This window comes from Nocardiopsis coralli (assembly GCF_014892575.1).
Lineage (GTDB): Bacteria > Actinomycetota > Actinomycetes > Streptosporangiales > Streptosporangiaceae > Nocardiopsis > Nocardiopsis coralli.
Map to the genome: position 1 here is coordinate 202,599 of NZ_JADBGI010000007.1, position 23,486 is coordinate 226,084.

Below are 23,486 nucleotides of genomic sequence, written 5' to 3' on the forward strand. Positions count from 1 at the left end.
CCACACCGTACGCGCAGGGTCACGCGCGGCGGTGGGGAGCGCGACCGCACCCGCCACAGGCAGCGTGCGGTCGGAGGGTGACGCGAGCACCTCCCAGATCTAGGCCAGCCTTACCTGGGACTCCCATGGAATTCTGAAAGGACTACGCATGCGCTACACCGGACCGAAGGTGCGGTTGTCCCGGCGCGCCGGTACCCCGCTGACCCGTAAGGCGGTCAGCTACTTCGAGAAGCGCCCTTACCCGCCGGGTGAGCACGGCCGCCGCGTCCGTCGCAACAGCAGCGACTACGCCGTCCGTCAGGCCGAGAAGCAGAAGGTGCGCTGGTACTACGACCTGACCGAGAAGCAGCTCGCCCGGGTCTACGACAACGCCAAGAAGCGCTCCGGCCGCACCGGTGAGGAGATGCTCGCCGACCTGGAGATGCGTCTGGCGACCGTCGTCCTGCGTTCGGGCCTGGCCGCTTCCGTCTACGCGGCGCGCCAGTTCGTCAACCACGGCCACATCACCGTGGACGGCAAGAAGGTCGACATCCCGTCGTACCAGGTCAAGCCGGGCCAGATCATCGGTGTTCGGGAGAAGTCCCGCAACATGGTGCCCTTCGTCGAGGCCGCCGAGGGCGTCCACGCCGACGACAAGATCGCCGGCTTCCTCGCCGTGAGCCACCAGGACCTGCGCGTCGCGGTCACCGACCGCCCCAAGCGCGAGCAGATCCCGGTGCCCTTCGACGAGCAGCTCGTCGTCGAGTACTACGCTCGATAGACCCCGTTCCTCCCCGGAGCCGGCCCCACCCCGGGGCCGGTCCCGGGCGGAACAGAGCCGCGCGGACACCCGGTGTCCGCGCGGCTCGACCTTTGGGTACCCGGTAGGGGCACGCCGCCCTCCCAGGGCGTGCAGGCCGGGCACCCGCGAATCGTTATCGCAACGGAACCGGCATATCCGTTCCACCCCCTGAACGGCACGGACGCGGTCAGTACATCCTGCGGATGTGAAACGCGCTACCCGGATACGCGGGCACTTCCGCGATGAACTCGTGCATCTTCATCCGGCACCAGGCCGGGATGTCCGGGCTCGCGGCGGGATCGTCCGCAGTGACCGCGATGACCGCACCGATGGGCACTTCGTGCAGCCGCTGGGCGAGCCAGATGATGGGGATCGGGCATTTGTGGCCCCTCGCCTCGACCGTCACGAGCGCCGTCGGGGGCGGGTTCTCAGACACGGGAAACCTCCGGCTGTAGTCGTCCTGTGTCCCAATCTTGACCCGCTCCGGTCGGTAAGGCACACCCGGTTAAGGGTGTCGTAAACCCAGCGATACGCTCCTCTTGAGTCTCGCTCCGCGGGCGTGCGGGCCACCCTCACACGGTGGTCAGCGGGCCGGTGGAGGCGGGGCCCGGGGCAACGCCGGGCCGCGCTCGTAGCCAGCCGGGAGCCTCGTCTCCGCGGGCGAACGGGTCCGGCTCCGCGAGCTGTCCCGCCTGCCGTGCAGGGGCCGTTCGGCAACACGCTGACCAGGTCAGCCCCTGAACGGCACGCTGGGCGGTTCGCGATAATGTTTGCCCCTGAAAAGCTTTGGATACTTAGGCCGCCTGCGGAGACATCCGCAGGCTTCACCGCTGGGAAGGCAATCCGTGAGTCCGACCCGCCAGAAAAATCGGCGCTCAACACTGCGCCGATGGGCACCACGCGGCGCCGCGCTCGCCGTGCTGGGGCTGGCCGCGACCGGCTGCGCGTCGAACGATCTCACTCGTTTGGGCATGCCGGAGCCGATCACCGAGCAGGCCGAGCGTGTTCTCGCGCTCTGGCAGGGCTCATGGGTGGCGGCTTTCGCGGTCGGCATCCTCGTGTGGGGACTGATCATCTGGTCGGTCATCTTCCACCGCAAGCGCTCGGAGCAGTTGCCGCCGCAGGTGCGGTACAACATGCCCATCGAGGCGCTCTACACAGTCCTGCCGATCGTCATCATCTCGGTCCTGTTCTTCTTCACGGCACGCGATCAGGCGTACCTGATGGACACCGAGGAACCTGCTGACGTCCACGTCGAGGTCGTGGCCTTCCAATGGGCCTGGCAGTTCAACTACCTGGACGACACCCGGGAGAACGGCGGCGAGGTGCTGCACTCCGAGGTCGGTATCCCGAACCCGGACGGCACCGCAGACCCCGAGACCCAGACGACGCTCGTTCTTCCCGAGAACTCGACAGTCCACTTCGACCTCCACTCGCCCGACGTCATCCACTCGTTCTGGATCCCGGCGTTCGGGTTCAAGCTGGACGTCGTCCCCGGGCGCGAAAACGCCTTCCAGGCGAACCTCAACGACGGCACCGAAGGCGAATACGTCGGCCGGTGCGCCGAGCTCTGCGGTGTGGACCACACCCGCATGCTCTTCAACGTCGAGGTGCTCTCCGAGGACGAATACGCCCAGTGGGCCCAGCAGCGCGAGCAGGAGGCCGCGGACGAGGACACCGAGGACCTCCCCGTGGTCGACGCCGCGGACGCCGAGGAGACTGACAGCTAAATGACCACGACGACGGAAACTCAACCCCACAGCGGCGCCGCGCAGACGCCGACGCGCAAGGGGTCGATCATCGTCAACTGGATGACGTCGACCGACCACAAGACGATCGGGTACATGTACCTGATCACGTCGTTCGCGTTCTTCCTGTTCGGCGGTGTCCTCGCGCTCCTGATGCGCCTCGAGCTGTTCTCACCGGGCATGCAGTTCATGTCCAACGAGCAGTTCAACCAGCTGTTCACCATGCACGGCACGATCATGCTGCTGATGTTCGCGACCCCGCTGTTCATCGGGTTCTCGAACGTCATCATGCCGCTGCACATCGGCGCGCCCGACGTGGCGTTCCCGCGCATGAACCTGTTCAGCTACTACCTGTTCCTGTTCGGCAGCCTGATCGCCATCGGCGGGTTCCTGACCCCCGGCGGTGCTGCCAGCTTCGGGTGGTTCGCCTACACCCCGCTGTCGGACGCGGTGCGTTCGCCGGGGCTCGGCGGTGACCTGTGGATCCTGGGCCTCATCGTCTCGGGTCTGGGCACCATTCTCGGTGCGGTCAACTTCATCACCACCGGCCTGTGCATGCGCGCGCCCGGTATGACGATGTTCCGCATGTCGATCTTCACCTGGAACACCCTGCTGACCAGTGTTCTGGTCCTCATCGCGTTCCCGGTGCTGACCGCCGCCCTGATCGCTCTGGGCGCAGACCGCATGATCGGAACGCAGGTCTTCAACCCCGAACACGGCGGTGCCATTCTGTGGCAGCACCTGTTCTGGTTCTTCGGCCACCCGGAGGTCTACATCATCGCGCTGCCGTTCTTCGGTATCGCGACGGAGATCCTGCCGGTCTTCAGCCGCAAGCCGATCTTCGGTTACAAGTCGCTGGTGGCCGCCACGATCGCGATCGCCGGCCTCTCGGTCACCGTGTGGGCGCACCACATGTTCCCGACAGGCGCCGTACTGTTGCCGTTCTTCTCGTTCATGACGTTCCTCATCGCGGTTCCGACGGGCGTGAAGTTCTTCAACTGGATCGGCACCATGTGGCGCGGACAGTTGTCCTTCGAGACACCGATGCTGTTCACGCTCGGGTTCATGGTGACCTTCCTCTTCGGTGGTCTGACCGGTGTTCTCCTGGCCTCCCCGCCGATCGACTTCCACGTCACCGACTCCTACTTCGTGGTGGCGCACTTCCACTACGTCGTGTTCGGCACGGTCGTCTTCGCGATGTTCGCCGGGTTCTACTACTGGTGGCCCAAGTTCACCGGAAAGATGCTCGACGAGAAGCTGGGCAAGTTCCACTTCTGGCTGCTCTTCCTGGGCTTCCACGGCACTTTCCTGGTCCAGCACTGGCTGGGTGCGGCCGGCTTCCCGCGCCGTTACGCCGACTACCTGCCCAACGACGGGTTCACCACGCTGAACCAGATCTCGTCGATCTCCTCCTTCGTCCTGGCCGCCTCGACGCTCATCTTCTTCTGGAACGTGTACGTCACGGCCAAGAAGGCGCCCATGGTCACTGTGGACGACCCGTGGGGTTACGGCTGCTCCCTGGAGTGGGCGACCTCGTGCCCGCCGCCGCGACACAACTTCACGTCGCTGCCGCGGATCCGCTCCGAGCGTCCGGCCTTCGACCTCAACCACCCGCACGCCGCCGCACCCGGCGCCGTCGCCGCGGGCGCAGAGAAGAAGTAGGGCGGTCAAGTGAAGACACAGGCCTATCTGTTCATGGGCATCTCGACCTTCTTCGGTCTTGCGGCTGCCCTGTACGTCTACTGGTCCTACCAGGACACCGGCGCCATCGAATGGACCGGTACCACTGCCCTGGTCATCTCCATCGGCTTCGGCTGGATGATCGGGTACTGGCTGCTCCAGGCGGCCCGACGCAGCGAGCACTTCCACGGGTTGCCCGCGGAGGAACGCCTCGACGGCGAGATCGCGGAGAACTCCGGCGAGTACGGCTTCTTCAGCCCGCACAGCGTGTGGCCGCTGTGGGTCGCCCTCTCCGTGGCCTTCACGGCCGTGGGTGTGGCGATCGGCTGGTGGATGGTCATCATCGGCGGCTTCGCCATCATCCTCACCGCGATCGGCTGGGTGTTCGAGTACTACCGCAAGGAGTTCCAGCACTAGAGCCCGCCCACCGTCTGACCACGCCTTGGAGTCAAGTGGTCACGAGCGGTATGGTGTGCACGTCACCGCCCCGGTGGCCGGCCAGGTCCGCACTCAGCGGCCTGCCGGGCGCCGGGGCGTTTCTTTCGGTGACACCGTGCTGGAACGACGGGGGTGGTGGCCGTGAAGGGGCAGATCTACGGGGCCGGGACGCAGCGGACGGCAGCGGTGGCGGCGGGCGCGGTCCTCGTGCTGTCCTCCTGCTCTCTCGGGGGCAGTGAGGTCGAGGACGGAGGGCCCGGATCGGCGCGCGTGACCGTCACCCCCGCTCCGGACAGCGCAGACGTGGCCCCCGACACCCCGGTCATGGTCGAGGCCGAGGACGGCACCATCACCGACGTGCGCATCGAACAGACCCCGACCGACGACCTCGGCGAGGAGGCCGCGGGTGACGCGGGCACGGCCTCGGGTCAGCTGGGTGAGGACGGCGCGACCTGGATCAGCGACCGGAACCTGGTCCCCGGTGCCTCGGTGACCGTGCACGCCACTGCCGAGAACGACGCGGGGACCGAGACCGAGGTCGTCTCCGAGTTCGCCACCGCCGCGGTGGCCGAGGAGGACCGGCTCGAGCTGGTCAGCAACTTCCCCGTCAGCGGCGACGTCGTGGGCGTGGGCATGCCGGTCGTGATCAACTTCGATCGGGACGTGGAGCGCAAGGAGCAGGTCGAGAACTCCATGGAGGTCACCTCCGAGGAGCCGGTCGAGGGCGCCTGGAACTGGGTCGGTGACGACACCGCCGTCTTCCGCCCGAAGGAGTACTGGGAGCCCTACCAGGACGTGGAGGTCGACCTGCGGCTGGCCGGAGTGGCCTCCGAGGAGGGCGTCCACGCGGTGCGCGACCACAGCATCGAGTTCGAGGTCGGCCGGGAGCAGATCTCCACGATGCACGTGCCCGACCACGAGATGGTCGTCGAGGTCGACGGGGACCACGAGCGCACGATCCCCGTCAGCAACGGCGCGGGGGAGAAGGAGTTCGACACCACCACGTCGGGGATCCACCTGACGATGGAGAAGTACACCTCGCTGGTCATGGACTCGGCGACCGTGGGGATCCCCGAAGGCTCCCCGGGCCATTACCGCATGGACGTCGACCACGCCGTGCGCACCTCGAACAGCGGGGAGTTCACCCACGCCGCCCCGTGGAACGGCCAGATCGGCAGCGCGAACACCTCCAACGGGTGCACCAACATGTCCGAGGCCGACGCACGCTGGTTCCACGACGAGTCCCTGATGGGCGACGTCCTCGAGACCACCGGCACCGGCCGGGAACTCGAGTGGGACAACGGTTGGGGCTTCTACCAGCGCTCCTGGGAGGAGTGGCTGGACAACAGTGTCACCGGGGAGCCGCAGACCACCGACGGCTCGGGCACACCCGGGGACGTGCACGCCGACGAGACCTGACCGGCCCGGCGGGGTCCGGGTGGTCCGCCTGCGTGCCGGGGTCCGCGGGCCCAGGAGGGGCCCGTGTGGCGGTCAGGCCTCCAGGAGCTCCGTGAGGCGCTCGGACGAGCGCTCCCAGGTCCACTCCCGGCTGACCCACGCGCGGCCCCGCTCGCCCATGCGTGCGGCGGCAGCGGGGTCGCGGAGCAGACGGACGAGGGCGCGCGCGGTGGGTCCGGGCAGAGTTCCGTCCACGACGGTCCCGGTCTCTCCCTCCAGTACCGCGTCGGGGGCGCCCCCGGAGTCGCCGGCCACGACGGGCAGTCCCGTGGCCGAGGCCTCCAGGTAGACGATGCCCAGGCCCTCGACCTCCAGGCCGGCGCGGCGCGAACGGCAGGGCATCGCGAAGACGGTCCCGGCGTCGTAGTGCGCGGGCAGGTCCTCGGCCGCGACCGGCCCGGTGAAGTGCACAGAGTCCAGTCCCCGTGCGGCCTCGCGGAGCCGTCCGGCCTCCGGTCCGTCGCCGACCACGAGCAGGGCCGCGTCCGGAACGTCGGCCAGGACCCGGGGCCACGCGCGGATCAGGGTGTCCTGTCCCTTGCGGCGCACCAGGCGGGACACGCACACCACCACCGGGCGGTCGCCGAGCCCGTACCGCTCGCGGACCGCCCCGCCCCCCGAACCCGGGCGGAAGCGCTCGGTGTCCACACCCGGGGGCAGGTGGCGCATGCGGTGCGCCGCGGGCGCCGAGAGGGCGCGTGCGAGCCGCCCGCGCGTGTGGTCGCCCAGGTAGGTGACGGTGTCGACGGTGTCGCCGATCCGCCGCAGGCTCTCCCGCGCACCGGGTACCGAGGCCCACCACGCCTCGTGTCCGTGGGTCAGGGCCACCTGGCGCCGGACCGGCATGCCCGGGGCCAGGAGCCCCAACGGGGTGGCCGCCCCGTAGAGCACCGAGTCGCACTCCTCCATGCGGGCGATGGCGCGGGCCCGCTTCGCCACCCGCGGCGTGGGCAGCAGGGTGCGGGCGGCGTCGCGCACGATCGGGAACGGTTGGCGCAGGTCGAACTCGGGGTCCCGCGCCGCGTCCGCCGGGGCAGGGGAGGAGGTGTAGACGAGTACCGAACCCGGGGGCCGGCGCAGTGCCAGTTCGTGGACGAAGGCTTCGATGCCCCCGGGCCGGGGCGGGAAGTCGTTGGTGATGATCAGCGTTCGCGGCACGCCGGCGAGTCTACGGCCACGCGGTCCGCCGGCAGGAAGCGCCGGGCCCCGCGCCCGTGTGGACGCGGGGCCCGGCGGGCGTTCCGTAGAGGTCAGGGGCGCACGGCCGCGGTGAAGCTGTCCCGGTAGTAGTCGTTGAGCGTCACGGTGCCGACGGGCGTACCGGAGGTCGAGGCGTGCACCATCTCGCCGTCGCCCGCGTACAGGCCCACGTGGCTGGGCTCGGCGCCGTAGAAGAACAGCAGGTCGCCCGGCTGCTTGTTCTCCCAGGAGACCTGGGTGCCGGCGTTGACCTGGTCGTAGGTGGTGCGGGGCAGCGACACACCGGCGGCGTTCCAGGCCGCCTGGGTCAGGCCGGAGCAGTCGAAGCCGTCGGGGCCGGTGCCGCCCCACACGTAGGGCTTGCCGATCTGGGCGTAGGCGAAGTCCAGCGCTGTACGGGCGTTGCCGGAGGCAGAGCCGTCGTAGCTGCCTCCGCCGCCTCCGCCGCCGTTCCCGCCGCCGCTGTTGTCACCGACCGACTCGGTGGCCTCGGCCCGCTCCTCCTCGGTGAGCTCCTCCAGGAGCGCTTCCTGCTCCTCGATGGCCTCCTCGGCGGACTCCGTGGCCTCCTCGGCCTCCTCGAGCGCGGAAGCCGCCCGCTCCTCGGTCTCGGAGGCCTCCGACTCCAGGGCCTCCAGGTGCTCGAGCTCCTCGGTGTAGCGCTCGAGGCTCTCGTCGTTCTGCGAGGCCAGGTACGTCAGGTCGGCCTGGTGGTTCATGGCGCTCTCGGGCCCCTCGGCCCCGATGAGCTGCGTGGGCGAGGTGTAGTCCACGCCGGAGTAGGTCAGGTTGGCCAGTTCGCGCACGCCCGAGGCGAGCTCCTCGATCTGCTCCTCGGCCGCCTCCATGTCGTCCCGGATCTCCTCCAGGCGCTCCTCGGCGGCGTCGTGCGTCTCCTGCGCGTCGTTGAAGTCGGCGTTGAGGGAGGAGAACTCCTCCTGGAGCTGCTCGATCTCCTCGCGCACGTCGTCGGCGGTCGGGTCGGCGTGGGCGACGCCGTGGGGGAGCAGGAACGCTCCGGCGGTGAGGGAGGCGATCACCGCGGTGCGGCGGTTTCGGCCGCTGTGGGAAGCAGACACGTCGGGATACCTTTCTCCCCCCGCGCAGCAGGGACCGCGAACGCGAGGGACTGCACCGGGCGAGTCGGGGAGGACCGCACCGGGCCGGGGCGTGGGGCGCCTCCGGGCGCTCGGGTGCCGGGGGTGGGGGTCCCGCCCGGGCGTGACCGTCGCCGCCGGGGCGGCGGCGAAGAGGAACGACCACGCTCGGCGTCGAAGACTAGTGCATCCTTCTACCGCCGCTCAACCGTTTCGTGACGTTCCCCCTCGTTCGCACGGGTGTCCGAAACCCGCCCGCAGAGCCGGAAAGTGCTCCCGGCGTGCCACTGCGGTGCGCGGGGCCGGGTCCGGCCACCGGGTTGCCGCCATAAAAATATGCTCGTAATATTTTTATGTGCCACGAACAGCAGACCACGACGAACGCCGCGACCGCATCGCCCGCGCCCTCCTGCGCGCCGTCGCCCGCAAGGGCCTGGCCCGCACCACGATGGCCGACGTGGCCGACGAGGCCGGCGCCTCGGTCGGCATGGTCCAGCGGTACTTCCGCAGCAAGAAGGAGCTCCTGCGTTTCGGCGTGGAGTACCTCTACGGCCGCGGCGCCGAACGCCTCGACGAGGTGGAGCTCCGCCCGCCCTTCGACGACCTGATCCTGCGTCTGACCGAGACACTCCTGCCCCTGGACGAGGAACGCCGCACCGAGCTCACCGTGTGGCTGGAGTTCCTGCCCGCCACCATCACCGACCCCGACCTGGCCGGCCTGCACCGCGAGACCACGCACCACCTCGTCGACGGGTTCGCGCAGGCCTTCACCCGGGCGCGTGAGGCCGGCACGTTCCCGGCCGCGTACGACCCCACCGAGGAGGCCGTCGCCCTCGTGGCCCTCGTCGACGGCCTGACCATGCACCACCTCGTCGGCTCCGACCACTTCGGCGCCGACCGCATCCGCGCTGCCCTGAGCACCCACATCGACCGGCTCCTGGGCCCGGCCGGCGGCACCGGACCCACCGACACCCGACCCGGGGGAGAACAATGACCGCGCAACACCACGACGGTGCCGCACCCGTTCAGGGCCGCGACGCGAGCGGACCTGCCCGGGAGAACCGGCGCACCCGGATGCCCCTGCTCGACCTGCTGCGGGGCGTCGCGATCGTCGGGACCCTCGCCACCAACGTGTGGCTGTTCACCGCACCCGGGGGAGAGACCGCGGCGCTCTTCGGGGGTTCCGGATCCGTGCCGATGGGGCGCTTCCTCGAGGACCCGTCCGCCTCCTCGCTGTTCGAAGGGCTCTTCCGCACCGCGGCCAACGGCACCTTCCTGTCCCTGCTCACGCTCATGTTCGGTGTGGGTCTGGCCCTGCAGTACCGCTCGGCCCGCGACCACGGGCGGCGGTGGCCCGGGACCTACAAGTGGCGCGCCCTGTTCCTGTTCGTCGAGGGCACGGTCCACTTCACCCTCGTCTTCGCCTTCGACGTGCTCATGGGTTACGCGGTGGTGGCCCTGCTCGTGGCCTGGCTGCTCGTCCGCTCCGAACGGGTGCAGGCCTGGGTCATGTGGGCCTCGCTCGCCGTGCACATGGCGCTGATGTCCCTGGCCACCGCGGTGACGGTCATGCTGCCCTCACACGACGCAGAGCACGGGGTGCCGGCCGATGTGGCCGAGCTCTACGCGAGCGGAACCTACCTCGAACAGGTCGTGTTCCGCCTCGAGCACGCGCTGATCCTGCGCGCAGAGCCCATCGGAACCTTCGCCCTCATGGTCTTCATGTTCCTGCTCGGCGTGCGCCTCTTCCGCGCGGGCGCCTTCGGCGACGACACCACCGGACGGCGGTTGCGCAGCCGCCTCCTGCGCTGGGGCCTGGGCGCCGGTGTGCCCCTGAGCCTGGCCGCCGCGCTCGGCGGGGAGGAGTGGGCCCTGGCCGACCGCTACATGGCCGCGCCCCTGGTCGCGCTCGGTGTCATCGGGCTGGTCGGTGCCCTGCTCGACCGGTTCGGCGGCGCCGGCCCCACCGCGACCGGGCTCTCGGCACTGGGGCGGATGGCCATGACCGGCTACGTCGCACAGAACGTCCTGCTCATGCTGGTCTCCTACGGGTTCGGCCTCGGGCTCACCGAACGCATGGCCTGGGCCGGCCCCTGGTGGTCCCTCGCGCTGTGGGCCGCGGTCTCGGTGCTGCTGGCGGCCGGGTCGGTGCTCTGGCTGCGCCGGTTCCGGCACGGCCCGCTCGAGGCCCTGCAGAAGAAGGTCCTGGCGCGCGCCCGCTGATCCCGGCCGCGGCCCGCGCCCGCCGCCGGAGACCGTACACACCACGGGCGGTGGCCCCCGGAGAAACCCGGTGACCACCGCCCGTGCGGTGTCCGTGGGGGCGGCCTTCACCGCCCTGCGCGGTGGTTACAGGCGCACCGCGAACTCGAACTGGCTGCCCCAGTAGGCGGCCAGGCCGACGACCTCGATGTTGCGGCCCGTGCGGGGCGCGTGCACCATCTGGTCGTCGCCGGCGTAGAGGCCGTTGTGGCCCATGCCGGAGAAGAACATGATGTCGCCGGGCTGCAGCGCGCTCATGTCGGTGATGCGCTGGCCCACCTCGGCCTGTGCGTAGGTGGTGCGGGGCAGGTCCACGCCGGCCGAACGCCAGGCGGCCTGCACCAGGCCGGAGCAGTCGTAACCGTCGGGGCCGGTGCCGCCGTAGATGTAGGGCAGGCCGACCTGCCCGTAGGCGAAGTCCAGGGCCGCGCCCGCGTCGCCGCTCGCGCCGCCGGTGTAGGAACCGCCGGAGTCGTCGGCGCCCTCGGACGAGGGGTCGGAGTCTGGGAACTGGGCGAGCAGTTCCTCCTGCTCCTCGATCTTGTCCTCGACCTCGTCCTTGGCCTCTTCGGCCTCGTCCAGCTTCTCCTCGGCGTCCTCGAGAGCCTGCTCGGACTCCTCCTTGAGGGAGAACAGCCGCTCCGACGAGTCGCTGAAGTCGTCCAGCTGCTGGATCTGGGCCTCGGACAGGTAGTTGAGGTCCGCGTTCTGGTCCAGCAGGGCCTCGGGGCCCTCGGAGGTCAGCACGTTGGCCGTGGAGTCCAGGTCACCGGTCTGGTAGGTCGCGTTCGCGAACTGCTGGACCTTCTCCTGCAGCTCGTCGTAGCGCTCCTGCTCGTCGCCGACCTGGCTCTCGATCTCCTCGTACTGGGCCTCGGCGGTCTCGTGGTCCTCCTTGGCCTGGTTGTACTCCTCGACGAGGGTGGAGGCCTCCTCGTTGAGCTCTTCGATACGGTCCTCGACCTCGTCCTGGCTGGGGTCCGCGTAGGCGGTACCGGGGACGAGGATGGCACCAGCGGCCACCATTCCGATGCCTGTCGATGCGATTCGGCGAGCTTGACGCCGACCACCGGGGTTCTTCATGGCGGTCCACGCTCCTTGAGGTTGAAAAGTCCGCATGCTTGTACGGGGGGCGAGACAGAGGGGTCCCTCACCGGAAACCGGGCAAGGACGCGTGAGCGCAGCGGGGCCTCCACCGGGCTCGGGGCGGACACAGGTGTGATCCACTACCCGGTAGAGCACTCACGTTCGGGAAGAACCTAGCGGACCGTCCGTCAGGGCTCAACCACGGGAGACGATCCGATCCCGGAGGGCGCCGGTTATCGCCCGGTTCGGGTGGACGATCCTTCCAGGCCAGCCCCGGTGGCGGCCGATCCCGTGTCCGCAACGGTGGCGCGTGTTACACCGCGGACACGGGAGCGCCACGGTTCAGCTCGTGGTGTCGAGTCCGCGCAGGAACACCGCCGAGGGCACCGCACGAGCCCCGGCCCGCCGCACCGCCGACACGATCTCCTGGTCGGAGGTGACCACCGCGATCGGGCGGCCCGGGGGTTCGGCCCCCACCAGGCGCACGATGAGCTCGTCGGCGGTCTCACCCGCGGCGCTGAACAGCAGCCGCACCCGCCGCGGGCCCGACACCACCGGAGGCGTGTCCACGTCCGCGCCGTCGAACACACACGTGATCTCGGCCTTGGTCCGGCTCGCCAGCCCTTCCAGCGAAGACAGCAGCCGGGTGCGCTGGTCGGCCAGGGGGAGTGTGCCGTAACCGGTCTTGGTGACGTTGTAGCCGTCCACGAGCAGGTGCACGCGCGGCACCGTCAACAGGTGCTCCAGCAACCCCGGGTCGTCGTCGGGCAGCCCTGCCAGCGACGTGCGCCCGCTGCCGCCCTCGGAGACCAGGTCGGCCGGGCTGTCCACCGAGGCGGGCAGGGCCAGCTCCCGCCGCAGGCCGTGCGAGGCCTCCACCAGGACGTCCAACAGCACCCGCAGGCGCGCCTCGTCGGCGTTGCGTCCGGTGCGCGCTGCACGCCGGGCGTTCTCCACCTGCGTCTCCGCCGCCGCCACGCGGGTGCGCAGGCGCCGGTTCTCGGCCTCGAGGGAGCTCACGCGCGAGGCCGACTCGCTCTCCCGGTCCGCGGTCTCCTCCAGCGCACGCTCCGCCCGCTGGGTGGCCTCCTTGGCGCGCCCGCGCTCATGGTGGATGCGGCGCCGCAGGTCGGCGATCTCCGACCGCTGCTCCTTCAACCGCGAACGCAGGCGTTCGGCCTCGTTCCGGTGATCGCGCTTGGCCTGCTCCAACTGGGTGCGCGCGGACTCCGCCGCCTCGGCGGCCGCATCGGCCTCGTGCGCACCCGCCCGGCGTTCGAGCTCGCCGTGGATCTCATCCACGATGGCCGCCCACCCCTTGGGACGCACCAGGTACGCACAGGCCGCCACCGCGACCGGGTCGGCCGCCGGCGGAACGACACCCGAGCGCAGGCCCTCGACGAGTTCCGGCCAGACCTGTTCCACACGGGAGGCCACCCGGGACCGGAAGCCGGTGTCGGTCTCGAGCTGCGCTGCGATCTGCGGGCCCGCCAGGCGCGCACGGCGGCGCGGCTCGAACCGGGCGACCCGGCGCAGCACCGGAGGGAGCTCGGAGGCGCGCATTCCGCCCAGCACGTCCGACCCGTACTCCACGACCCGGGAACGCACCTGTTCGGGCAGGGGACGCTCCAACTGCTCTCCGCCCCCGTCCGGGGAGGGCAACCCTTCGCCGCCTGTCCCTGTGCCGTCGTCCGGGCCGGTGCTCATGCCCGACCCGCATCGCGCTCGGCCGTCCCGGACAGCGCCTGGTGCACGGAGCCCTCCGAACGGTCCTCCGGACGCACCGTCCGGGTCGCCCCGGACCGCGTCGGACTGCCGGATCCGGTGCGGGGCCGCCGCTCGTCGCCGCCGGGATTGGCGATCGCCACGTTCGTCTCCTTCTCGTGCGGGGTCGTCCCCACATCCTTCCATGTCGGGCGCGGGGCGTTCCATCCCGGAAGGGTTCGGTCACCGGTCCCGACTACCCTGGCCGCGTGTCACAGCCGCAGCCGCCCGCGGGCGTCCAGACCAGCATCGACGACCTCGGCACCCCGCTGGCCGAGACCACGTTCGTCGTGCTCGACCTCGAGACGACCGGGACCAGCGCCGCGAACGCGCGCATCACGGAGGTCGGCGCCGTCCGGGTGCGCGGCGGCGAGGTGCTCGACGAGTTCACCACCCTCGTGAACCCCGGGGTGGTCATCCCCGCCACGATCACGCTGCTCACCGGCATCACCCAGTCCATGGTGGCCACCGCCCCGCCCATGGAGGAGGTCCTGCCCGGCCTCCTGGAGTACCTGGACCGCGACCCGAACACCGCCGTGGTCGCCCACAACGCCCCGTTCGACACCGGGTTCCTCAAAGCCGCCTGCGAACGCCACGGGCACCCCTGGCCGGCCCCGCCCGTCGTGGACACCCTGCGCCTGGCCCGTGCGGTCCTGGGCAAGGGCGAGACCCGCAACCACAAGCTGGGCACCCTCGCCACGTTCTTCGGGACGCCCGTCACCCCCAACCACCGCGCCCTCGACGACGCGCGCGCCACCGTCGACGTCCTGCACGGGCTCATCGAACGCGTCGGGCCCATGGGCGTGCACAGCCTCGAGGAACTCCGCGCGGTCTCCAAACCGCCCACCAAGCAGCAGATGGCCAAACGCCACCTCGCCGAGGGGGTGCCCGAGGCGCCCGGGGTGTACGTGTTCACCGACGCCAACGGGGCCAGCCTCTACGTCGGCAAGAGCAAGAACCTGCGCCACCGCGTGCGCACCTACTTCACCGCCGCCGAGAACCGGCAACGCATCCGCGAGATGGCCGGCGTCGTCGAGGGTGTGACCCCCATCGTGTGCGCCACCGAGCTCGAGGCCTCGGTCCGCGAACTGCGCCTGATCGCCGAACGCAAGCCGCCCTACAACCGGCGTTCGCGCCACCCCGAACGCGCCCACTGGATCAAGCTCACCAGCGAGGCCTTCCCGCGCCTGTCCGTGGTGCGCGCCATCAAGGACGACGGCGCCCCCTACCTGGGCCCCTACACCTCCCTGAAGGAGGCCCACCGGGCCCGCGAGGCGCTGCTGTCCGCCTTCCCGCTGCGCCAGTGCACGCACACCTTCGACCCGCCCCGGCGCACCGTGGACCCCTGCGTGCTCGCCCAGCTCGGCCGCTGCGGAGCCCCCTGCGACGGCACCGAGAGCCGCGCCGACTACACCGCGCACTCCGAGGCCGCACGCGAGGCCATGACCGGCGACCCGGCCGCGGTCGTGGACACCCACACCACCCGGATCCGCGAACTCTCCGACCAGTTGCGCTACGAGGAGGCCGCCGAGATGCGCGACCGCCTCACCGCGTTCCTGCGCGGGGCCGGACGCTCCCAACGCCTCACCGCCCTCGCCTCCCTGCCCCACGTGGTCGCCACACGCCCCGGCGCCCTGGGGTGGGAGACCAGCGTCGTGCGCCACGGCCGCCTGGCCGCCAGCGCCGTCCTACGACCGGGGGCCGACCCCGACGCCTTCCTGGCCTCCCTCGAGGCCACCGCCGAACACGTCGACCCGGGCCCAGGGCCGGTGCCCCGCGCCACCGCCGCCGAGGGCGAACTCGTCCTGGCCTGGCTCACCGACCCCGCCACGCGCCTGGTGCGTCTGGAGGGCGAATGGACATGCCCGTTGCGGAGCGCGGAGGCCCATGCCGAGATGACACACTGGGCGCATGGCCGCGCTTCCGCTCAATGACGACTACCCGGTCCGCCGCGCCCCCGTGGTCGCCTACGCACTGATCGCGGCCAACGTCCTCGTCTACCTCGCCTCGCCCCAGGCCGCCACCGCCGTCTGGTACTCGGCCGACCAGTTCGAGCGGGTCTGCGAGATCCAGGACTACTTCATGCGCTGGGGTGCCGTCCCCGCCGAACTCACCGGCAGCGTCGCCCTGGCCGAACCCGTCTCGGAGCACTGCCCGCCGATCGAGGGCAAGACGGTCTGGTTCTCCCTGTTCAGCTCCATGTTCGTGCACGGGGGAGCGGCCCACCTGCTCGGCAACATGGTCTACCTGTTCGTCTTCGGGCCCGTCGTGGAGGACCGGATCGGGCGCCTGCGCTTCCTGGCGCTGTACCTGGCCACCGGCCTGGCCGCGGCCCTGGGCCAGACCCTGAGCGACCTGGGCGGGCAGGTGCCCATGGTCGGCGCCTCCGGGGCGATCTCCGGCGTGCTCGGCGCCTACCTCGTCGTGCAGTTCCGCAGCCGGGTCACCACCCTGGTGTTCGTGGTCATCCCCATGCGCCTGCCCGGATGGGCCCTGGTGGGCAGTTACTTCGTCCTTCAGTATCTTCTCTACGTCACCGGTTCCGACGCGCCCGGCGAGGACTCCGGCGTGGCCTACGCGGCACACGTGTACGGATTCATCGCCGGGGTCGTGCTCGGACTGGTGGTCTACCGGCTGCGCTGGCGCTCCGGGACTCGGCTCTCCGACGTCTACTGAACAGCGCCACGCGGCGGCCGGGGACACGACCCGCGCCCCGAGCAGCCCCTGGAGGCACAGTGATCACCGCGATCGTCATGATCAAGGCCGACGTCCACCGCATCCCCGAGGTCGCCGAGGCGATCGCGGAGATCGAGGGGGTCAGCGAGGTCTACTCCGTCACCGGCGGCGTCGACCTCATCGCCATGGTGCGCGTGCGCGCCCACGAGGGCCTCGCCGAGGTCATCCCCGGCCACGTCAACAAGGTCCCCGGGGTGATCTCCTCCGACACCCACATCTCGTTCCAGACCTACTCCAAGCACGACCTGGAGTCGGCCTTCGCGCTGGGGTGGTGAACGCCCGGCACACGTGAGAGGGGCGGACCCGGCATCGCCGCGGTCCGCCCCTCCTGCGTTCGGGGTGCAGGCGCCCTCAGGCCTCCTTGGCGTGCGCCTGGCTGGTCTCCACCCAGGTCTCCAGCGTGCGCAGGGCAGCGCCGCTGTCGACGGCCTGCGCGGCCCGCTCGTGACCGGCGCGCACAGCCTCGGTCAGCGACCCGTCCACGCCCTCGACGGCGGCCAGCGCCGCGCCCGCGTTGAGCAGCACCGCGTCGCGCACCGGGCCCGTGCGGCCCTCGACCGTCTCGCGCACCGCACGCGCGTTGAACTCCACGTCACCGCCGCGCAGGGCCTCCTGCGGGGAGCGGGGGATCCCCAGGTCCGCCGGGTCCAGGACCTCGCGCCGTGCCTGCCCGTCGCGCACCACCCACACCGTGGACGTCGTGGAGATCGTCAGCTCGTCGATGCCGTCGTCGCCGCGGAAGACCAGCGCGTCCGACCCGCGCCGGGCGAACACACCGGCGATGGTCTCGCACATGCGCTCGTCGAAGACGCCGATCGCCGACGCCGTGGGCCGGGCCGGGTTGGTCAGCGGGCCCAGGAAGTTGAAGACCGTCGGCACGGCGAGCTCGCGCCGCGGCTTGGCGGCGAACCGCAGGGACGGGTGGAACATCGGCGCGAAGGCGAACGTGATGCCGGCCTGCTCGGCCACACGCGCCGTCAGCTCCGGGGGCAGGTCCAGCACCACACCCAGGCGCTCGAGCACGTCGGCGGTCCCGCACGAGGACGAGGCCGCCCGGTTGCCGTGCTTGACCACACGCGCCCCCGCGGCCGCGGAGACGATCGCGGCCATGGTCGACACGTTCACCGTGTGCGCCCGGTCGCCGCCGGTCCCGACGATGTCCAGGGTCGGCCCGGGAACCCGGAGCCCCACCGCGTGGTCGAGCATGCCCTCGGCCAGGCCGGTGACCTCCGAGACGCTCTCACCCTTGGAACGCAGGGCGATCGCGAACCCGGCGATCTGGGCGTCGGTCGCCGACCCCGACATGATCTCGTTCATGGCCCACTCGGTGTCGGCCGCGGCCAGGTCGGTACCGCCGAGCAGGGCGGTGATCAGGTTGGACCAGGTCCGCTCGGTGACGGCGGAGGGTTCGTCGGCAGGGGTCGCTGAGGCGGGGACGTTCATGGTGTGACTCCACGGGCTGTGGCACGGATGACTGGGCTCGTCGGCGGGTCCGGGCAGGCCTCGAGGGGCGGGCCGGTCCCGCGCTTTCAGGTTCGGAGAGGCGCCGGGCCGCGCCATCGCCCGATGTCGGCACCGTGGTTGAGTGCCCCGCCCAGGACGAGACGGCGGCGCAGCTGTCCCTGGCCGTCGTCCCGTGCGGTCGAACCGTGCTGGTGATCCATGTGCCTCACCCGTCGACGAGCTCAGTGCGCGAGCGCATGAGCTCGGCCAGCGACTCCGCCAGGGCGACGGGGTCGATGGGGTGGCTGACGACGGCCTCGGCACGCGACCAGGTGCCCAGCCAGCCGTCGTCGCGGCGGCCCACCAGCAGCAGGACCGGCGGGCAGCGGAAGATCTCGTCCTTGACCTGGCGGCACAGTCCCATGCCGCCGACGGGGGAGGCGGCCTCACCGTCGAAGACGGCCACGTCGATGCGGTCGAGTGGGTCCTTGGAGTCCAGCTTGCCGATCACCGCGGGGGCGGTCGCGCACTCGACGAACTCCACCTTGGGAACGTCGGCGGCGGGTCGGCGGCCCACGGCCAGGCGCACCTGCTCGCGGGTCTCGGCGTTGTCGCTGTAGATCAGCACGCGCATCCTGGTGCCGGAGTCGGTACCACTGCCCACCATCGCGCAACCGTCCCATCACGTCGGTCCACGGCCGCCGCCAGGGGGTCGCGGCCGAGGGGTTCATTGGCTGTCCCCTCCGACTGTATTGCCTCGTGCCGGTGGTGCACAGAGCAGGCCCGGGGGCGCTCGGAACGCTGAGACCTTCGACACCGGCCCACCTGGGGCATCGGAGTGGCCCGTCTCACCACGCCCGGGAGGCACGTTGCGCAACAGTGATCTTTTTGTTGCCCGCGCGTTGGCCGAGGGCGGTTCGCCGCTCGTGTTCGGGGGTACCGGAAAGCCCGGGAGGCCCAGGATCGGGCCGGTGTGACGCCTACAGCGTGTCGTAGAAGCGTCCCGGCCGGTCCGGCCGCTACAGTAACGCCGGAGTCACGGACGCGCGGGCGACTCGGGGCTTCTGGGCGATCGATACCGGTGCTGATCCGTCGCCTTACGGGGGGTCGAGTACGGCCCTGCGCGAGATGCCGTAATAATGCTCCCGTGGCGACAGCAACCGCGAACCCAAAAACAGCACCGACACCAGCGCATGGTGCGGCAAAGCGTCCTGACCTGGTGAGCGTTGGCACCATCGTGTGGCTTGCCAACGAGCTCATGTTCTTCGCTGCGCTGTTCGCGATGTACTTCACCATCCGATCGGTGATCACCGGGGACCCCAGCCTCGGGGCCTGGCCGGACGCCCACCTCAACATTCCGTGGGCGACGACCATCACCGTGGTCCTGGTGGCTTCCAGCTTCACCGCGCAGTTCGGCGTCTGGGCCGCGGAGCGCGGAGACGTCCGGAAGCTGCGTATGTGGTTCTACATCACGTTCTTCATGGGCCTGTTCTTCATCCTCGGACAGGCCTATGAGTACTACGAGCTCATCGCTCACGAGGGGCTGACTCTTCAGTCGAGTCCCTACGGTTCGATGTTCTTCCTGACCACGGGCTTCCACGGACTCCACGTCATCGGTGGGTTGATCGCGTTCCTCATCATGCTGGGACGCACGTACGCCGCGAAGCGCTTCACTCACCAGCAGGCGACCAGTGCGATCGTCGTGTCCTACTACTGGCACTTCGTCGACGTCGTCTGGGTCGCTTTGTTCTTCACCATCTACTTCATCCAGTAACCCGAAACGGGGAAACCGTGAAATGGATTACCGCGCGGCGGCGGCATCCCCTGGCGGGGTATGTCGTCGTCATCCTCGCGCTAGCCCTGTTCGGAGTGGGGTACGCCGCACTGGCCCCCACTGCCGAAGAGGCCAGGGCGCAGACCCTCAGCGCTGAGGCCCCGGCCCCGGACGACGTCGACATCGCCGAGGGCCGGGCCATCTTCGACCAGACGTGTGCGAGCTGCCACGGTCTGGACGGCTCCGGCAGCCCGACCGGACCCGACCTGCGTGAGGTCGGGTCCGCTGCGGTCAACTTCCAGGTCAGCACCGGACGCATGCCGTCCATGGACCCGGACAACCAGATGCCGCGCAAGCCGATGGTCATGTCCGAGGAGGAGCTCGCCAACCTGATCGCGTACTACGACGCGGAGATCAGGGACAACGAGGCCGGTGCGGACGTGCCCTACGAGGTGCCCGCGAGCGAGCCGGAGCGCGACGACTTCGAGGACGAGGGCGAGTACGAAGCCGCCCTCGAGACCTGGGAGACCGAGTACGACGCCTACATCGAGGGCGCCGACGACACCGACATGGGCATGAAGCTCTACCTGACCAACTGCGCGCACTGCCACAGCTGGTCCGGTGGGGGCGGCGCCCTGACCGACGGCCGCTGGGCCCCCGAGATCCACGACGCGTCCCCGCGCGAGATCTACGAGGCCATGGTCAGCGGTCCCGGCGCCATGCCGATGTTCAGCGACGGCGTCATCGACCCGGACGAGAAGCAGGAGCTGATCTCGTATGTGAAGACCCTCCAGGCCGAACCGGACGCGGGAGGCATCTTCGCCCTCGACCGCGTCGGCCAGGTCGCGGAGGGTTTCATCGGGTGGACCGTGGGTCTCTCCCTGATCGTCGCCTGCGCGATCTGGATCACCGCGAAGCAGCGTGCCCATGACTGAGAACAACAACAACGACAACAACGGAGCCGGGGACGAAAAGCCCGAGCGCGTGGTCGGCACCCCGTCGGCCTCCGCCGATGAGCGCGTCGTCTCCGAGGCCTCCGCAGAGAACGAGAGCGAACACGCAGGGCCCTACGAGCCCTTCGAGACGCACATCCGCCCCGAGGAGCAGCAGCGCCGCGGGGAGAAGATGGCGTCGGCGTGGTTCATCCTCGCCACTCTGGCCGGCATCGCGTTCCTCGCCGCGTACTTCGTCTTCCCGCCGAACGCGGCGGACGAGCCGGCGATCGCGGACCCGCAGATCTCGCAGTACTCGAACATGCTGCTGGGTGGCACGCTCACCCTGGCCATGTTCGGTATCGGCGCGGGTATGACCGTGTGGGCCCGCAACGTGATGCCGCACTACGAGGTGCACTCGCCCTACGACGAGCTGCCCTCCAGTGACGAGGAGAAGGGCTCCTTCAGCGAGTTCTTCATGAAGAGCGCCGACGAGAGCGGGTTCACCAAGCGCCCGCTCATGCGCCGTACGCTCATCGCGTCGATGATCCCGCTGGGCATCGCCCCCGTCGTGCTCCTGCGCGACCTGGGTCCGCTGCCCCGGGACACGCTCCACCACACCCCGTGGGAGAACGGCCGTCGCATGTACGTCGAGGGCACCCACCGTGCCCTGCGGGCCGAGGACCTGGAGAACGACCCGAACGGGATGATCTCCGCCCTGCCCGCGATCGACGACGACCGCTACCCGCACGGCATCAGCCTCGACGACCAGGCGAAGTCCGTCATCCTTCTGATCAAGGTCCCGGACGGCGACTGGAAGGAAGGCATGAACGAGCCGGTCTCGGAGGGCTCCGACGAGACCCACATGAACTGGACGTACAACGGGATCGTCGCCTACTCGAAGATCTGCACCCACGTCGGCTGCCCGGCGGCGCTGTACGAGCGCACGACGCACCGCATCCTGTGCCCGTGCCACCAGTCGACCTTCGACGCCACGGACGCGGCCAAGGTCGTCTTCGGCCCTGCGCACCGCGGTCTGCCGCAGCTGCCGATCAGTGTGGACGATGAGGGCTACCTCATCTCGACCGGTGACTTCGCTGAGCCGCCCGGTCCGACGTTCTGGGAGTACCAGAGGGGTGGCGGTAACTGATGAGCAAGACGACTCAGGCACCCAAGGCACTGCGCGGCGTCGGTAACTACATCGACGACCGCTTCCACCTGGCCAAGACCGGTGAGAAGAACCTTCGCAAGGTCTTCCCGAACCACTGGTCGTTCATGCTGGGTGAGATCGCGCTCTACTCGTTCATCATCCTGCTGGTCAGCGGTGTCTTCCTGACACTGTGGTTCAAGCCCAGCATGGTGGAGATCGTCTACGACGGCTCCTACGAGCGTCTGCAGGGCGTTCCGATGTCGGAGGCGTTCGCCTCGACACTGCACATCGACTTCGATGTGCGCGGCGGCTTCCTGATGCGCCAGATCCACCACTGGGCCGCGCTCATCTTCGTGGCCGCCCTGGTGATCCACATGCTCCGCGTGTTCTTCACCGGTGCGTTCCGCAAGCCGCGCGAGATCAACTGGCTCATCGGTGTGGCGATCTTCGCCCTCGCGATGGTGGAGGGCCTCTTCGGTTACTCCCTGCCGGACGACCTGCCCTCGGGCATGGGCGTGAGGATCTTGCAAGGTGTGATGCTGGCGATCCCGCTCGTCGGTACCTACATCTCGATGTTCCTCTTCGGCGGGGAGTTCCCCGGCGAAGACATCATCACCAGGTTGTACGTGCTGCACGTGTTGCTCATCCCGGCCCTGTTGCTGGGTCTGATCGTCGCGCACTTCATGATCCTGTGGCACCAGAAGCACACCCAATATCCAGGGGTGGGCAGAACCGATAAAACCGTGGTCGGGACACCGATGTTCCCGGCCTTCGCGGTCAAGGCGGGTGGGTTCTTCTTCTTCACCTTCGCCGTGATCGCCGGTCTGAGCGCCTTCGTGCAGATCAACCCGATCCACCTGTTCGGGCCGTTCGCGCCGACGTCCATCACCTCCGGCCTCCAGCCGGACTGGTACATGGGCTTCATGGAGGGTTCGCTGCGAATCTTCCCGAACTGGCTCGACTTCACGATCCCGATCGGTGCCGGGTACCCGATCATGACCGCGGTCCTCGTGCCCGGTCTGGTCATCCCGGGTCTGATCTTCGGTGCTCTGGCTCTGTGGCCGTTCATCGAGCAGTGGATCACCGGTGACAAGAAGGCCCACAACGTCGCCGACCGTCCCCGCAACGCCCCGGTCCGCACCGGTCTGGGCGTCGCCGGCATCGTCTTCTACGGCGTGCTGTGGATGGCAGGCTCCAACGACGTGCTGTCGGAGACCTTCTCGATCGACCTGTACCTGACGACCTACATCTTCAGGGTCCTGGCGATCGCGGGTCCGATCCTCGGGTTCATCATCACCAAGCGCATCTGCCTGGGCCTCCAGCACCGTGACCGGGAGACCCTGGAGCACGGTTACGAGAGCGGCACCATCCAGCAGCTGCCCAGCGGTGAGTTCATCGAGGTGCACAAGGAGAGCTCCGACGAGACGGTCGAGGTTCTCAGCAGCAAGCGCGATCCTTCCTCGACCGCGCTGACGGACGAGGACGTGGACGCCACCGGCGTGGAGAACCCCGACGCCCGCAAGGGCATGGGCAAGCTCCGCAGGAAGCTCGCGCACTGGTACACGAAGGACAACGTGTCCGTGCAGGGCCTGGAGCCGCACAGCGGCCACCACCTGCACCACTCCCAGGAGCACGCCTCCGAGGAGGGTGGAGACGTCGAACGCTGACGCGTGAGGCGGCGGTCCTCCCACGGGACGGATCGCCCCACCGACGACGGACCCGGCCGTGTCACGGCCGGGTCCGTCGTGTGTCCGGGGGCCTTCGGGGCTCGGGGCGGAACGCCGGCGAGGGGCGGGCGGGGTGCACGGGCCGTCCGTCACGGACGGGGTACATCCGGGCCGCCGACCGGCCGGGCCGTGGCCTGAGGGACCCGTGCAGCGTGTGGGGGACGCGGGGCGGCCGGCGTGTGCGGCCGGGGCGGGCCGACGCTTCTGTCG

The 23,486-nt window shown here is 69.8% G+C and carries 22 protein-coding genes; 14 read left to right on the forward strand and 8 right to left on the reverse strand.

What is annotated here, in order from left to right; genetic code table 11:
* Positions 1-148: 148 nt before the first annotated feature.
* Positions 149-760, forward strand: a complete 612-nt coding sequence (rpsD, locus tag IDM40_RS10150; protein ID WP_193121691.1) for a 30S ribosomal protein S4 — start codon at positions 149-151, stop codon at positions 758-760.
* Between the two features lie 208 nt (positions 761-968).
* Here rpsD and IDM40_RS10155 read toward each other — a convergent pair whose 3' ends face one another.
* Complete coding sequence (locus IDM40_RS10155; RefSeq protein ID WP_193121692.1) at positions 969-1,217, reverse strand: sulfurtransferase TusA family protein; 249 nt, start codon at positions 1,215-1,217, stop codon at positions 969-971.
* A gap of 481 nt (positions 1,218-1,698) precedes the next feature.
* On the opposite strand from IDM40_RS10155, the gene ctaC reads away from it, so the two are divergent.
* The 4 genes from ctaC to IDM40_RS10175 all read left to right on the forward strand — a co-directional run bounded on the left by ctaC (position 1,699) and on the right by IDM40_RS10175 (position 6,066).
* Positions 1,699-2,511: an aa3-type cytochrome oxidase subunit II gene (ctaC, locus tag IDM40_RS10160; protein ID WP_456320159.1), complete on the forward strand. Its 813-nt coding sequence runs from the start codon at positions 1,699-1,701 to the stop codon at positions 2,509-2,511.
* Positions 2,512-4,191 carry an aa3-type cytochrome oxidase subunit I gene (gene ctaD, locus IDM40_RS10165; RefSeq protein ID WP_193121694.1) on the forward strand — a complete coding sequence of 560 codons (1,680 nt, stop codon included), beginning with the start codon at positions 2,512-2,514 and terminating at the stop codon, positions 4,189-4,191. It begins immediately after the preceding gene.
* 9 nt (positions 4,192-4,200) lie between these two features.
* Positions 4,201-4,626, forward strand: a complete 426-nt coding sequence (locus tag IDM40_RS10170; RefSeq protein ID WP_193121695.1) for a cytochrome c oxidase subunit 4 — start codon at positions 4,201-4,203, stop codon at positions 4,624-4,626.
* Positions 4,627-4,779: 153 nt separating this feature from the next.
* Positions 4,780-6,066, forward strand: a complete 1,287-nt coding sequence (locus tag IDM40_RS10175; protein ID WP_193121696.1) for a L,D-transpeptidase — start codon at positions 4,780-4,782, stop codon at positions 6,064-6,066.
* A gap of 72 nt (positions 6,067-6,138) precedes the next feature.
* On the opposite strand, the gene IDM40_RS10180 is transcribed toward IDM40_RS10175, so the two are convergent.
* On the reverse strand, positions 6,139-7,263 hold the full coding sequence (locus tag IDM40_RS10180; protein WP_193121697.1) for a glycosyltransferase family 4 protein: 1,125 nt from the start codon (positions 7,261-7,263) through the stop codon (positions 6,139-6,141).
* Positions 7,264-7,355: 92 nt separating this feature from the next.
* The gene (locus IDM40_RS10185) at positions 7,356-8,384 is read right to left on the reverse strand and encodes an NlpC/P60 family protein (RefSeq protein ID WP_407939954.1); all 1,029 of its coding nucleotides are present in this window, start codon (positions 8,382-8,384) and stop codon (positions 7,356-7,358) included.
* 373 nt (positions 8,385-8,757) lie between these two features.
* Here IDM40_RS10185 and IDM40_RS10190 point away from each other — a divergent pair, with 373 nt between their 5' ends.
* Positions 8,758-9,396, forward strand: a complete 639-nt coding sequence (locus tag IDM40_RS10190; RefSeq protein WP_193121698.1) for a TetR/AcrR family transcriptional regulator — start codon at positions 8,758-8,760, stop codon at positions 9,394-9,396.
* Positions 9,393-10,625: a DUF418 domain-containing protein gene (locus tag IDM40_RS10195; protein WP_193121699.1), complete on the forward strand. Its 1,233-nt coding sequence runs from the start codon at positions 9,393-9,395 to the stop codon at positions 10,623-10,625. Before IDM40_RS10190 ends, IDM40_RS10195 begins: the two co-directional genes overlap by 4 nt.
* Positions 10,626-10,751: 126 nt before the next feature.
* Here the strand turns inward: IDM40_RS10195 and IDM40_RS10200 are convergent, their stop codons facing one another.
* The 3 genes from IDM40_RS10200 to IDM40_RS10210 form a co-directional block, all read right to left on the reverse strand.
* Positions 10,752-11,690 carry a C40 family peptidase gene (locus IDM40_RS10200; protein WP_193121700.1) on the reverse strand — a complete coding sequence of 313 codons (939 nt, stop codon included), beginning with the start codon at positions 11,688-11,690 and terminating at the stop codon, positions 10,752-10,754.
* Positions 11,691-12,092: 402 nt separating this feature from the next.
* Positions 12,093-13,457 (reverse strand): NYN domain-containing protein, encoded by a 1,365-nt coding sequence (locus tag IDM40_RS10205; protein ID WP_193121701.1) that lies wholly within the window; start codon positions 13,455-13,457, stop codon positions 12,093-12,095.
* Positions 13,454-13,618, reverse strand: coding sequence for a hypothetical protein (locus IDM40_RS10210; protein ID WP_193121702.1), 165 nt, complete (start codon positions 13,616-13,618; stop codon positions 13,454-13,456). Before IDM40_RS10210 ends, IDM40_RS10205 begins: the two co-directional genes overlap by 4 nt.
* A gap of 105 nt (positions 13,619-13,723) precedes the next feature.
* On the opposite strand from IDM40_RS10210, the gene IDM40_RS10215 reads away from it, so the two are divergent.
* The 3 genes from IDM40_RS10215 to IDM40_RS10225 are packed head-to-tail and all read left to right on the forward strand — an operon-like array spanning position 13,724 to position 16,525.
* Positions 13,724-15,448, forward strand: coding sequence for a DEDD exonuclease domain-containing protein (locus tag IDM40_RS10215; protein ID WP_193121703.1), 1,725 nt, complete (start codon positions 13,724-13,726; stop codon positions 15,446-15,448).
* Positions 15,426-16,190: a rhomboid family intramembrane serine protease gene (locus IDM40_RS10220; protein WP_193121704.1), complete on the forward strand. Its 765-nt coding sequence runs from the start codon at positions 15,426-15,428 to the stop codon at positions 16,188-16,190. Before IDM40_RS10215 ends, IDM40_RS10220 begins: the two co-directional genes overlap by 23 nt.
* Before the next feature lie 59 nt (positions 16,191-16,249).
* Positions 16,250-16,525, forward strand: a complete 276-nt coding sequence (locus tag IDM40_RS10225; RefSeq protein ID WP_193121705.1) for an Lrp/AsnC family transcriptional regulator — start codon at positions 16,250-16,252, stop codon at positions 16,523-16,525.
* Between the two features lie 76 nt (positions 16,526-16,601).
* Here IDM40_RS10225 and trpD read toward each other — a convergent pair whose 3' ends face one another.
* Entirely contained in the window at positions 16,602-17,693 is a 1,092-nt protein-coding gene (trpD, locus tag IDM40_RS10230; protein WP_193121706.1) for an anthranilate phosphoribosyltransferase, read from the reverse strand.
* Positions 17,694-17,919: 226 nt separating this feature from the next.
* On the reverse strand, positions 17,920-18,360 hold the full coding sequence (locus IDM40_RS10235; protein ID WP_193121707.1) for a hypothetical protein: 441 nt from the start codon (positions 18,358-18,360) through the stop codon (positions 17,920-17,922).
* 480 nt (positions 18,361-18,840) lie between these two features.
* On the opposite strand from IDM40_RS10235, the gene ctaE reads away from it, so the two are divergent.
* From ctaE to qcrB, 4 genes are read left to right on the forward strand one after another with little or no spacing between them, the layout of a single operon-like run.
* Positions 18,841-19,467, forward strand: a complete 627-nt coding sequence (gene ctaE, locus IDM40_RS10240) for an aa3-type cytochrome oxidase subunit III (RefSeq protein WP_193121708.1) — start codon at positions 18,841-18,843, stop codon at positions 19,465-19,467.
* Between the two features lie 17 nt (positions 19,468-19,484).
* Complete coding sequence (gene qcrC, locus IDM40_RS10245) at positions 19,485-20,402, forward strand: cytochrome bc1 complex diheme cytochrome c subunit (protein WP_456320158.1); 918 nt, start codon at positions 19,485-19,487, stop codon at positions 20,400-20,402.
* On the forward strand, positions 20,395-21,549 hold the full coding sequence (gene qcrA, locus IDM40_RS10250) for a cytochrome bc1 complex Rieske iron-sulfur subunit (RefSeq protein ID WP_193121709.1): 1,155 nt from the start codon (positions 20,395-20,397) through the stop codon (positions 21,547-21,549). The genes qcrC and qcrA overlap by 8 nt, the downstream gene beginning before the upstream one ends.
* Entirely contained in the window at positions 21,549-23,216 is a 1,668-nt protein-coding gene (gene qcrB, locus IDM40_RS10255) for a cytochrome bc1 complex cytochrome b subunit (RefSeq protein WP_193121710.1), read from the forward strand. Before qcrA ends, qcrB begins: the two co-directional genes overlap by 1 nt.
* The last annotated feature ends 270 nt before the right edge of the window (positions 23,217-23,486 follow it).